The organism is Lacrimispora indolis DSM 755, assembly GCF_000526995.1.
Taxonomy (GTDB): Bacteria; Bacillota; Clostridia; order Lachnospirales; family Lachnospiraceae; genus Lacrimispora; species Lacrimispora indolis.
Window position 1 is genome coordinate 4,876,088 of record NZ_AZUI01000001.1, and the last position, 12,215, is coordinate 4,888,302.

Sequence of the window (12,215 nt, forward strand, 5' to 3'; positions counted from 1 at the left end):
CAAAAAGAAAGGGGTTTCTTTATTATGATGAAGTATTTGCAAAAACTAGGTAAATCATTGATGCTTCCGGTGGCATGTTTGCCTGCGGCTGGTATCCTGATGGGGATTGGTTACTGGATTGACCCCACCGGCTGGGGAGCAAACAGTGCCGTTGCAGCCTTTTTGATTAAGGCAGGAGGCGCCATCATTGATAACATGGCAGTTCTGTTTGCAATCGGTGTTGGCGTTGGTATGGCAGATGACCATGAGGGTACTTCCGCACTGGCTGCCATCGTTTCCTGGCTGATGATTCAGACCATTCTTTCACCTGGCGTAGTCGGCATGTTAAAAGGCATCGATGTCAGTGAAGTGAATCCGGCTTTCAGCAAGATCGGAAATCAGTTTATCGGTATCGTGTCCGGTATCATCGGTTCCAGCTGCTATAATAAGTTTAAAAACACCAAGCTGCCCGATGCCCTGGCATTCTTCAGCGGCAAACGGTCTGTTGCCATTGTAACTGCTCTTGTTTCTCTGGTAGCCTGCCTTGTTTTATTCTTCATATGGCCGGTTGTATATTCCGGACTGGTAGCATTTGGTAAAGGCATCCTGGGCCTTGGCGCTGTAGGAGCAGGTATTTACGGTTTCTTCAACCGTCTTCTGATTCCGGTAGGTCTTCACCACGCACTGAATTCCGTATTCTGGTTTGACGTTGCAGGTGTAAACGACCTTGGTAATTTCTGGTCAGGAAATGGTGTTCTGGGCCAGACTGGTCAGTACATGACAGGTTTCTTCCCGGTAATGATGTTCGGTCTTCCGGCCGCAGCTTTGGCTATGTATCATACCGCAAAACCTGGTAAAAAGAAAAATGCTTATGGTTTATTGCTTGCAGCAGCAGTATGCTCCTTCTTTACAGGAGTAACAGAACCTCTGGAATTCGCTTTCATGTTCCTTGCACCAGGCCTTTACTTAATCCATGCAATTTTAACCGGTATTTCTTTAATAATCTGCTCCCTGCTTCCCGTACGTGCAGGCTTTAACTTCAGCGCAGGTTTCGTTGACTGGTTCTTGAGCTTTAAGGCTCCAATGGCTGTAAATCCGCTGCTTATTATCCCGCTGGGCCTTGTTTATGCGGCTATTTACTACTTCGTATTCCGCTTTGCAATCTTAAAGTTTAACTTTAAGACTCCGGGACGGGAAGATGATGATATGGATGAAAACACAATCACTCTCTCCAATAATAACTATACCGCTGTTGCTGCCATCATTCTGGAAGGACTTGGCGGTAAGGAGAACATCACCAGCGTTGATAACTGTATCACAAGATTGAGACTTGAGATCAAGGATTATACTCTGGTGGACGAAAAGAAGATCAAATCTTCAGGTGTTGCAGGTGTCATCAGACCGGGCAAGACCAGCGTACAGGTCATCGTAGGACCTCAGGTGCAGTTTGTGGCAGATGAATTTAATAAGCTGCGCAGGTAAATGAATGAACATAAAAGCAGGGGCGTGTTGATGCCCCTGCTTTTTCAGTCTTTTTAGTATGCAGATGGAACAGGGGACAAAGAGTAAAAGGAGTGAGGCTTTAAAAATCCCATGCTCTTTAGGGGGCCAAAAGAGACTTGGGTGAATATATTAAAATAAAAAGGTAAGTTCGACAGGATATGCGTGATATATTGATTCTTGTGCTGGCACTTAGCACCGACACCTTTGTTGCCAGCATTGCCTATGGGGCAAACCGTCTGAAGATTTCGTGGGGAAAGGTGATTGCGGTCAATGGGATCTGCAGCGGCTGCCTGGGGGCTGCCCTAGTATTAGGAAGCATGATCAGCGGATTGGTGCCGGAAAGTTTTGCAAAGGGAGCGGCATTTTCCTGCCTGTTTCTTCTGGGAGTAATAAAGCTTCTGGATTATACCATAAAAAAATATATCAACAGCCATGTGAATATTCACAAGGATCTGACGTTTTCTATTTCAGGACTGAGCATCATCATAAATATTTACGGAAATCCCATGGCAGCGGACTGGGACCATTCCAAATCCCTTTCCTGGAAGGAAACCATCATGTTTTCTCTGGCCATGTCTTTGGACAGTCTGGTAGCCGGAGCCTTGTCAGGATTCTTGATGATATCTCCGGGGCTTACGGCACTTACCGCTCTGGTTGTGGGAACTGCCGTCATGTACATGGGCCTGTTTCTGGGACGTAAGCTTGCTGCACTAAAGGGCTGGGATTTAACCTGGGTCAGCGGCATACTGTTTTTGTTCCTGGCATTTGGGAAGTTGTGACCAGCTGATGGAAAATGGGGTGACGCTCTTTTAAATGGGTTGCACCCCATTTTTAAATGAGGTATAATCGTTATCAAAAAACAGGAGCAATCATTTATGCAGTTTACTATTCCACATTATTATAATAAATTCCGCTGTGTGGCAGGGAAGTGTCCGGATACCTGCTGTGCAGGCTGGGCCATTATGATCGATGATCTCACAAAAAAGCGGTATCGGCTGCAAAAAGATGCCTTCGGCAGGAGGCTCCATCATTCTATTGACTGGAAAAATGGCTCCTTTAAGCAGTGCGGCCGCCGGTGTGCCTTTTTAAATGAGGACAATCTATGTGATATCTACCGGGAGGCCGGGCCGGGAATGCTTTGCAAAACCTGCCGGGATTATCCAAGGCATACGGAGGAATATGAAGGAGTCAGGGAAATCTCCTTGTCATTGTCCTGCGAAGAGGCGGCAGGGCTGATCCTTGGCTGTGAAGAGCCTGTACGCTTTCTTACAAAGGAAGATGAGAGAGAGGAGTCCTACCTGGATTTTGATATCTTTTTCTTTACAAAGCTTATGGATGCAAGGGAACTGATGGTTTCTATCCTGCAGAACCGGGATATAGACTGCCGTCTGCGCATTGCTATGGCGTTGGGTTTTTCTCATGATATGCAAAGGAGGATCCGCCAGGAAAAGCTTTCTCAGTTGGATGATTTGATGGAGCGGTATCAGGGAGCGGCCGGAGCGGAGCTTGCGGAAAAGAAGATGGCTGTCCGCAGGTTGAGCGGCAGGATGCGGTATGAAAAAATGAAGGAATGGTTTTCTCTCTTTGGAAAGCTTGAAGTGCTTAATCAGGACTGGCCTCAATACATGGGGAGCCTTAAAAAGATATTATTTGATGCCGGAGCGGAAAGCTATGAGGAAAACAGAAAGGCATTTGACCGGTATTTAATGGAAGAAGAGGGCAGGAAACGCCAATGGGAGCGGTGGAGCGAACAGCTTATGGTGTACTTTATCTTTACCTATTTCTGCGGAGCCGTTTATGACGGCCATCCCTATGCAAAGACAAAGCTTGCGGCAGTGAGCACCCTTCTCATTCAGGAAATGGCTCAGGCAGCTTTTAAAAGAAATGAAGGCAGGCTGGATTTTAAGGAATTTGTTCATTTGGCCCACTGGTTTTCCAGAGAGGTGGAGCATTCGGATGAGAATCTCAATGAACTGGAGAAAATATTCCGTTCTGATAAAAGCTTTGGCCTGGAAGAAATCTTATGGCTGCTATAGGAGATTAGAAGAAAGAAACGGCGATTGCCGGAATGATTCAGGGTTTTACAGACCGGAATCGTTCCGGCAATCTTTCTTCCCCGATTTTCTCAAACCAGAATTAACCGGCAAATCACCTGTATTTACCTGATTCCCCGCCTGGACATAAGTCGTATTCAATATCATAAGTGCCTGTATTTTGCTTATAAGAAATTAGAGAACACGGAAGCAAATATAACGGTGCATAATCCGGAGGTTGCAATGGCAAGGCTGCTCATGGCTCCTTCGATTTCCCCCATTTCCATGGCTTTCGTGGTCCCCATGGCATGGGAGGCGGAACCAATGGCAATGCCTTTGGCAATTGGCTCCGTAATTTTAAATGCTCTGCATACGGCTTCCGCAATGATGCTTCCCTGGATTCCGGTGACAATAATGCTGGCAACCGTAATGGTCACATATCCCTTCATTTCTTCTGAAATGCCCATTGCAATGGCAGTGGTAATGGATTTAGGCAAAAAGGTAACGTACTCCTGGTGATTTAAACCAAAGATAAGGGCCAGAAGCAGTACGGTGGACATTGTGGACAGAACTCCGGTCAGGGTCCCGGCTATAATGGCTCTGGAATGCTTCTTAAGCAGCTCCAGCTGGCGGTAAAGGGGGACTGCCAGGCAAATGGTAGCCGGGGTCAGAAGATAGCTGATGTAATTGGCGCTTTTGTTGTACACCTCATAATCAATATGAAATGCGGATAAAAATGCCATGACAATGCAAATGGATATCAAAAGAGGATTGAAAAGGGCCCATTTGAATCGTTTCTTCAAACGGAGTCCAACTTCATAGCCTAACAGGCTCAGCACTGCGCCAAAAAACAAAAAATCACTTACTGCATTACTCATTTTTTTCTGCCTTTCTGTTACTGTCGTTTTTTATGAAAAACTGAGTCACCTTTCCGGTGATCACCATGACGATGACCGTGGAAACCAGGTTGATCACCAGAAATGGGATTAAAATAGGCCGAAGGACTCCCCAGGAATCCAAAAGTCCGACGGCTGCCGGAATAAACATCAATGGCATGATATCAATAAGAAATATGCTGGCGTCCTCAACTGCTTCCAATGGGATCCATCGTTTTTTTAACCCAATCAGCATGATCAGCAGACCATAAATGCTTGCAGGCACCGGAAGGGGAATAAACAGGTGTATGATCTCTCCGGCCAGGGATATGAAAAGAATAATAGTGAATTGTCTGATGTATTTCATTACAAAGCCTCCTTAGTTTCCTTCCTGGTTTTCAACTATGGTTTATCCTAAACTTAATTGCGTGTCTTGTCAAATGGTTTTATTAATATGATCTATTTTTTATTGGCAAATTAAGGGCTTCAGGATATAATAAGAGCATGAATAAAAAAGGAGCAAAGAAGCATAATGGCTGGCATAGAATTTGGCATTTTATATTTTTTACAATCATTACATACTCCCTGGCTGGATGTGTTTATGAAGGAGATAACCGGTCTGGGTGACAGCGGAATTTTTTGGATCATTACCGGCATTGTTTTACTGTGCTTTAAAAAGACAAGAGTCGCGGGTTTCTGCGTTATTTTGTCCCTGGCAGTCGGATTTTTGATGGGAAATATGATTCTTAAGAATCTGGTTGCAAGAGAACGGCCCTGTTGGATTGATACCAGTATCCCCCTTCTGATCAGGAACCCAAAGGATTATTCTTTCCCTTCCGGGCATACCCTGGCTTCCTTTGAAGGAGCCGTGAGCATCTGGCTTTATAACCGGAAATGGGGAACTGCCTCTCTGGTTCTGGCAGTGCTCATCAGTTTTTCCAGGCTGTATCTGTTTGTCCATTTCCCGACTGATGTGCTGGGAGGGCTGTTTCTGGGCATTTTAATCGCTGTTCTGGTTCACTGGGCGGTGGAGAGAGGAGGAATTTCTAAAAAAAATACTTGCTTTCCCTGGAATCTGTGATATACTGATGGCGTTACAAAATACAATATTATAAATCGCAGAGTAGACCCGTGTGCGTTAAGTGCCGGCTGAACAGGGAGTTGTCAGCTGGACGAAAAGATTTTCTTGCGGTACACCGGTCGCATCCCGCTGCATCAGAAGATAGGAATAATATCTCCGGTTGTAGTTTGAGGTCTGCAAAGGAGGTATTTTTTATGAAAAAATTCGTCACTTTGTTCACCGATTCTTACAGAGAACTGAAATCTGTAAGTACCATCACCACGTCTGCCATGTTTGGCGCAGTAGCAATTGTCTTAGGCATGTTTTCCATTAACATGGGAAATTACATCCGGATCAGTTTTTCTTCCATTCCAAACGGAATCGTTTCGTATCTGTTTGGTCCGGTAGTAGGAGGTCTGTTTTCCGGAAGCATGGATGTGCTTAAATACTTGTTAAAGCCTACGGGTGCATTTTTCCCGGGGCTGACTCTGGTTACTGTTTTGGCAGGTATTATGTATGGCTGTATGTATTACAGAAAGCCTGTTACCTTAAAAAGGGTCCTGATCTCCAAGTTTCTTGTCATGCTGGTCTGCAACGTGATCCTTAATACCATGTGTCTTTCCATCCTGTACGGAAAGGGGTTTATGGTGCTTCTCCCGGCAAGGGCGTTTAAAAACCTGGTTATGTGGCCCATTGATTCCATGATTTTTTATACCATGGTAAAAGCCCTGGATACTATGGGGGTATTTAAGACCATTCGCAGAGCCGGAACTGCAGGAACAAAATCAAATACCCTGTAGCAAGCGATAGGGTATCTGGGTCCGTGGGCAGCCGTCAAAGTTAAGCTTTTCTGACATTGGCTCGTTGACTTCACGGGAATAATGAACAAAGGCCTGTAGCGTCGGAAATGACGGCACAGGCCTTTGTTCATCATCGGATGGACGGGCTGAAAAACAGCCCTTTTATCTTCACTTGCGTTGCAAGTTCAGATAAGTTATAATATAATCTTAAGTGTTTGTAAGGTCAGGCAGGTAAGAATAATCAGTTAAAGAAGGAATGATGGAAAATGGAAAGGCGGATAAAAGCCATTTTTTTTGATATTGACGGTACGCTGAGGGATTTCCAGACAGGAAGGATTCCGGACAGCACAAAAGAAGCGCTTTTGGAAGCCAGAAAGGCAGGGATCCTTCTGTTTATTGCCACAGGACGCCATAAGCTTGAAATGGAAGAGGAAGATCTTTTGGAGGGAATCCCCTTTGACGGCTATGTGACATTAAACGGCCAGTATTGCTATTGCGGGGAAAGAGTTATTTATGATTTTCCCATTGATCCTGTTGAAGTTGACAAAACTTTGACACTCTTAGAGGAGGAGCCGTTTCCCTGTCTGTTTATGGAAGGGGACTGCATGTACATCAATATGGTGAATTCCATGGTAGAGAAGGTCCAGTTGGAAATCGGGACCAGGATTCCGCAGGTTTTAAATGTGGAACGGGCCAGAAGCCAGCGCATTTACCAGATTATCCCTTACGTTTCCTATGACATGGAAAGTAAGCTGAGAAAGCATCTTGTTGGCTGTGAGTTCATACGATGGCACGACGAGATGGCCTGTGACGTGATTCCGGCAGGCGGAAGCAAATGGAGGGGAATCATGAAGATGTCGGCACATTATGGATTCTCTGCCCATGAGATGGCTGCCATTGGAGACGGCACGAACGATATTTCCATGATAACTGGTGCAGGTCTTGGGATTGCCATGGGAAATGCATCTGACACGGTCAAGGAAGCGGCCGGATACATTACGGATTCTATAGAAGCAGACGGCTTAAAAAAAGCTGTTTTCCATATATTAGATTATAATTCATTAGGAGGAATGATCCATGAGTGAAGTAAATTGTACTCATAATTGTAATACCTGTGGTGAGAGCTGCAGCAGCCGGGAGGAGCCGGTAAGCTTTTTAGAGCCCCTTAACCCTGCCAGTACAGTAAAAAAGGTAATCGGCGTTGTAAGCGGAAAGGGCGGTGTAGGAAAATCTCTGGTGACTTCCATGATGGCTGTGGGCATGAATGCCAGGGGATATAAAACAGCCATTCTGGATGCGGATATTACCGGTCCATCCATACCAAAAGCATTTGGCCTTTCTGATTATGGTGTGGGCATGACGCCGAACGGTCTCATGATCCCGGCTACTACTGCAACGGGAATTGAAGTGATGTCGGCAAATTTAATCCTGGACCATGAGACGGATCCGGTCATCTGGAGAGGCCCTGTCATTGCAGGAGCAGTCAAGCAGTTCTGGCAGGAAGCCCTTTGGGAGAATATTGACTACATGTTTGTGGACATGCCGCCTGGAACAGGAGATGTGCCCCTGACCGTGTTCCAGTCCCTTCCTGTGGATGGAATCATTATTGTGACCTCTCCCCAGGAGCTTGTTACCATGATTGTTGAAAAAGCAGTAAATATGGCAAAAAAGATGAATATACCCATTCTGGGCCTTGTGGAGAACATGAGTTACCTGGTCTGTCCGGACTGCGGAAAACAGATCTCTGTATTTGGAGAGAGCCGTGTTGATGAAGCTGCAAAAAACAATGGCCTTACCGTACTGGCTAAGATACCCATTGACCCAAGGATTGCAGCAGCAGTGGATGAAGGTACCATCGAGTATTTAGAAGCGACCTGGCTTGACAAGGCGGTTGTGGCAGCAGAAAAAGCATAAGTAATTTACGTTTCGAGGGATAAGAATGAATATTAGCATGAACCCCAATAGTGAATTGAACCAGTCCATTGTGAATGTTCCCAATCTGGTTCAGGTTCCGGATCCGCTTATCAAGCAGGCATACCAGTTTCAGGAAGCTATGATGATGTATACCTGTGCGATCCGGGAGATCAAAACAAAACTGGAGGTCTTAAACGACGAACTGTCGGTGAGAAATTCCAGAAACCCCATTGAGCTGGTCAAGTCCAGAGTCAAAAAGCCTGTGAGTATTGTAGAAAAGCTTCAGCGGAGAGGACTGCCTGTTTCCATGGAATCCATGATGGACAACTTAGATGATGTGGCGGGAATCCGTGTGATCTGTTCCTTTCTGGATGATATTTATGCGGTGGCAGAGATGCTGGCCAGACAGGATGATGTGCATATCATTGCCATTAAGGATTATATCCGGCAACCGAAAAAAAACGGGTACCGCAGCTATCATATGATCGTGGAGATTCCGGTTTTCTTCTCTGACCAGAAAAAATGGATGAGAGCCGAGGTCCAGATCCGTACCATTGCCATGGATTTCTGGGCCAGCTTAGACCACCAGCTAAAATATAAGAAAGAAGTGGAAGAGTATTCCCAGGAAATCAGCGAAGAACTGCGGGAATGTGCGGATGTGATCGCTCAGACCGACGAACGGATGCTGGGAATCAGAAAGAGAATTGAGGATCATGGGATCTCTGTCTCAAAATAAATAAAGGAAGGAAGGGCGTAATTGGAGAGATTCCCAATTACGCCCTTCCTATATTTATGCTTTGCCTAAAGACTGACGGGAAGGGAGGGGCAGGCTGACAATAAAAGAGGTCCCTGCCTCAAGGCTGCTGGTCAGGCTTATTTTTCCCTTATGCTGATCAACGATGGTCTTTGCAATGGAAAGGCCAAGCCCATATCCCCCTTCCTTGCGAACTCTTGATTTATCTGTCCTGTAAAAACGTTCAAAAACGTGGGACTGTTCTTTTTCAGGAATGGGTTCTCCTGTATTTTGGATGGTCAAAACAGCATAATGGGGAGATTTTTTTAAGATTACGGACACGGAACCCTGTTTTCCCGCATATTTGCAGGCGTTATCCAGGAGGATGGTGGTCAGCTGCCTTAGCTGGGCTTCCCAGCCTTCCAGGAAAATGCCGGGTTCAATCTCATTTTTTAAATCCACCTTATTTTCAAAGGCCACAGATTCAAACAGCAGGACTCCGTTCAATACAATATCGCTGAAATCCAGAGGAGCCTTTGCGGTTTGAGGCGCCTGAACGGATTCGGCATCGGAACGGGCCAAAAAGAGCAATTCTTCCACAAGCTGTTTCATCCGTTGGGCCTCTTCTTTCGTATTATTCAGCCATTTTTGCTGTTCCATGATGGTGCATTCTTTATGAAGGGACAGAATCTGTAGGTTGGCCAGGATCACGGTGAGGGGTGTCTTTAATTCATGGGAAGCATCGGCAATGAACTGGTTTTGCACCCGCCATGCGTTTTCCACAGGTATTAAGGCCAGACGGGAAAGAAACAGGCTTAGGATCAAAAAAAGAAAAGTTGCCCCAAGGAAGACCAGCAGACAGTTAATGAGCAAAGCCCTTAAATTATTCCGTTCATAGCTTTGATCTGCAAACCCTATTTTAATTCCTTCCATTGCGGAAATCTTAAGATAGCGAAGGGAATAATCCTTAAGCTCTCCCTGGGGAGAACCGCCGGCCTTTACTAACTTTACCAGAGTGGAGGCCTGCTCTTTTGTGACGGTGATGTTGTTTTCCTTTATGGTTTCTATGGAATTACGATTGTTTACGGTCACCACGAAAACAGGTATGAGAGGAGGCAGGTCCTTTTGGGGTCTGCGGCCGAATTCCACCTTATCCGGCGGCCGCTCCTGGCGGTCATGGTCGATGACCTGCAGCAGGGCCATGACGGTCTGCCGCTCGATGCGTTTGTAATTTGCATAGTAAAAAATGCCAAGAACTACGGAAAGAATGCTAATGACAAAGGTCATGTTGATCAAAACAAATCTTATTCTTAACTTTTTTATCATAACCGTTCCTCCAGGCGGTATCCAACCTTACGGACGGTACTGATTTCGACCTTTGATCCCACAAAATTAAGCTTTTTACGCAGAAAGGAAATATAAGCTTCCACATTATTATCCTCTGCGTCAGAATCACTGCCCCATACCCTTGAAATGAGGAATTCCTTTGAAACGATCCTGCCGGAATTTCCCATAAGGATTTTCAGCACTTCAAATTCTTTATACCCAAGGTGAATGGATTTTGTGCCGCAGCATAAATCATTGGCGGATAAATTTAAAGCCAGGTCTCCGAATTTCATTTCCTCTACGATCACTTCACCCTGGCGGCGGGAGATAGCACGGATGCGGGCCAACAATTCTTCCGGAATAAAAGGCTTTGTCATATAGTCGTCAGCCCCTTTATCAAGCCCGGTCACCTTATCCCGGATGTCATCCCGTGCGGTCAGCATGAGAACCGGAGTCTGAATGCGGGCTTCTCTCAGCTTTTTTACCACCTGAAAACCGGTTTCTCCCGGAAGCATAACATCTAAAACAATGACGTCATATTCTCCGGAAAGGCCGCAGGATAAACCGTCGGTTCCATTATATACAATATCAGCCTGATAATGCTGTTCCCTCATAATCTGTCCCAACGCATCGGCCAGCCTTACTTCATCTTCTACAATCAGCACTTTCATAATTAGATTCTCCTATATCCTTTATTATGAACCGGTTATCATCTATTATAAGTTGAGACCGCTTATTAAGCAAGCTTTCTCAGTTATTTCAATCATAAGGGATCAAGCTTAAAATAGGCTGAAATTACAGAGTTTCAGGTTAATTTCAGCTTACTGTCATAGAATGGACATATCGGCCTGCTAAAATAAGCTACAGATTTGAATGATGAGAGGAGAAACTGGATGAACGGACGAAGAATGGCGGCCTCCCTGGCTTTTGTAATGGCTGCGACTGCAGTCAGCCCTATGATAACGGAGGCATCAAGTAATTTTGACTTAAGAAAAAAGGTGATTGGGGTTTCGGGGATCATGAACACCGGGAATCTGGGTCTGGCAGTGACACGGGGAGAATTTGCCAGTATGCTGGTCAATGCTTCCTCCTATCGAAGTACAGCAGGCAAAACCAGCAATACTTCCGTATTCGCGGATGTGCCGAGAAATCATGAATATGCGGCCCAGATACGGATTGCAGCGGAGCAGGGGTGGATGAACGGATATCTGGGAGGAAACTTTAAGCCGGACGAATCCATAACCCTTCAGGAGGCGGTAAAAGGAGTTCTGGCACTTTTGGAATATGTAAATTCCGATTTTACAGGTGACCAGTCCGGTTCCAGGCTTTCCAAATATCATTTCCTGGAATTAGATGAGAATCTTAATAAAGAGGCCTTGGAGATCATGAATAAAGAGGATTGCATCAACCTGTTTTATAATCTCTTAAAAACTGATACAAAATCCGGAACCATGTTTGGAAAGAGCTTAGACTGTGAATTGACAGATGACGGTGAGATCAATCCATTTACAATGGTTGACAACAGCCTTAAGGGGCCGAAGATCGTAAGAAGCAAAAGCAGGCTTAATTCCCTCCTTCCCTTTAAGCTGGGGGAGGCCAATGTTTATCTTGACGGAGAGGCTGTTTCCAATTCCAGTGATGCAATTACCGTTTCCCTAGAAAGCTCGGACGGAGTTCTGGTTTATTATCATTCCCTCTCCAAAACCGTATGGCTTTATACCGTTGGAAATGAAAATGAAAACGGCCGTTCCGCCGTATTCGGAGAAATCACCAACGTGGTCTATGATTCTACTGACTTAATGACTCCGGGGGCGATCATACTGGATGACGGCAATACCTATGAGCTTTCCAGCACTGAAATGAAGTTTGTATTTTCTTCCTACGGAGGCCTGAGAGTCGGGGATACCGTGAATCTGGTCTATACCCTTTCTGTGGACAATGAAGGAAATGAAACCAGGACTGTCATTGATTATATAGAAGATTAACAGGAGA

Annotated in this window: 13 protein-coding genes and 1 riboswitch; of the genes, 9 read left to right on the plus strand and 4 right to left on the minus strand. The window is 45.4% G+C overall.

The window, feature by feature from the left end; all coding sequences use genetic code 11:
• Positions 1-24: 24 nt before the first annotated feature.
• The 3 genes from nagE to fliB all read left to right on the plus strand — a co-directional run bounded on the left by nagE (position 25) and on the right by fliB (position 3,518).
• Complete coding sequence (gene nagE / locus K401_RS0123740; RefSeq protein ID WP_024295282.1) at positions 25-1,461, plus strand: N-acetylglucosamine-specific PTS transporter subunit IIBC; 1,437 nt, start codon at positions 25-27, stop codon at positions 1,459-1,461.
• Between the two features lie 179 nt (positions 1,462-1,640).
• Positions 1,641-2,261 (plus strand): MntP/YtaF family protein, encoded by a 621-nt coding sequence (locus K401_RS0123745; RefSeq protein ID WP_024295283.1) that lies wholly within the window; start codon positions 1,641-1,643, stop codon positions 2,259-2,261.
• 96 nt (positions 2,262-2,357) lie between these two features.
• Positions 2,358-3,518, plus strand: coding sequence for a flagellin lysine-N-methylase (fliB, locus tag K401_RS0123750; protein ID WP_024295284.1), 1,161 nt, complete (start codon positions 2,358-2,360; stop codon positions 3,516-3,518).
• A 182-nt stretch (positions 3,519-3,700) separates the two neighbouring features.
• Here fliB and K401_RS0123755 read toward each other — a convergent pair whose 3' ends face one another.
• Positions 3,701-4,393 (minus strand): LrgB family protein, encoded by a 693-nt coding sequence (locus K401_RS0123755; RefSeq protein WP_024295285.1) that lies wholly within the window; start codon positions 4,391-4,393, stop codon positions 3,701-3,703.
• Entirely contained in the window at positions 4,386-4,757 is a 372-nt protein-coding gene (locus tag K401_RS0123760; protein ID WP_024295286.1) for a CidA/LrgA family protein, read from the minus strand. The genes K401_RS0123755 and K401_RS0123760 overlap by 8 nt, the downstream gene beginning before the upstream one ends.
• 165 nt (positions 4,758-4,922) lie before the next feature.
• Between K401_RS0123760 and K401_RS0123765 the strand changes: the two genes are divergently transcribed.
• From K401_RS0123765 to K401_RS0123785, 5 genes are all read left to right on the plus strand, one after another.
• Positions 4,923-5,471, plus strand: coding sequence for a phosphatase PAP2 family protein (locus K401_RS0123765; RefSeq protein WP_024295287.1), 549 nt, complete (start codon positions 4,923-4,925; stop codon positions 5,469-5,471).
• Positions 5,472-5,507: 36 nt separating this feature from the next.
• Positions 5,508-5,605, plus strand: a riboswitch (THF riboswitch).
• A 60-nt stretch (positions 5,606-5,665) separates the two neighbouring features.
• Positions 5,666-6,250, plus strand: a complete 585-nt coding sequence (locus K401_RS0123770; RefSeq protein WP_024295288.1) for a folate family ECF transporter S component — start codon at positions 5,666-5,668, stop codon at positions 6,248-6,250.
• Between the two features lie 266 nt (positions 6,251-6,516).
• Positions 6,517-7,335 (plus strand): Cof-type HAD-IIB family hydrolase, encoded by an 819-nt coding sequence (locus K401_RS0123775; protein WP_027352333.1) that lies wholly within the window; start codon positions 6,517-6,519, stop codon positions 7,333-7,335.
• Complete coding sequence (locus tag K401_RS0123780) at positions 7,328-8,164, plus strand: Mrp/NBP35 family ATP-binding protein (RefSeq protein ID WP_024295290.1); 837 nt, start codon at positions 7,328-7,330, stop codon at positions 8,162-8,164. Before K401_RS0123775 ends, K401_RS0123780 begins: the two co-directional genes overlap by 8 nt.
• A gap of 25 nt (positions 8,165-8,189) precedes the next feature.
• Positions 8,190-8,900 carry a GTP pyrophosphokinase gene (locus K401_RS0123785; protein ID WP_024295291.1) on the plus strand — a complete coding sequence of 237 codons (711 nt, stop codon included), beginning with the start codon at positions 8,190-8,192 and terminating at the stop codon, positions 8,898-8,900.
• 54 nt (positions 8,901-8,954) lie between these two features.
• On the opposite strand, the gene K401_RS0123790 is transcribed toward K401_RS0123785, so the two are convergent.
• Together K401_RS0123790 and K401_RS0123795 are read right to left on the minus strand one after the other, a co-directional pair.
• On the minus strand, positions 8,955-10,223 hold the full coding sequence (locus tag K401_RS0123790; protein ID WP_024295292.1) for a sensor histidine kinase: 1,269 nt from the start codon (positions 10,221-10,223) through the stop codon (positions 8,955-8,957).
• A complete protein-coding gene (locus K401_RS0123795) occupies positions 10,220-10,894 on the minus strand; it encodes a response regulator transcription factor (protein ID WP_024295293.1) in 675 nt (224 codons plus the stop codon). The genes K401_RS0123790 and K401_RS0123795 overlap by 4 nt, the downstream gene beginning before the upstream one ends.
• Positions 10,895-11,116: 222 nt before the next feature.
• Here K401_RS0123795 and K401_RS0123800 point away from each other — a divergent pair, with 222 nt between their 5' ends.
• Complete coding sequence (locus tag K401_RS0123800) at positions 11,117-12,208, plus strand: S-layer homology domain-containing protein (RefSeq protein WP_024295294.1); 1,092 nt, start codon at positions 11,117-11,119, stop codon at positions 12,206-12,208.
• Positions 12,209-12,215 lie beyond the last annotated feature (7 nt).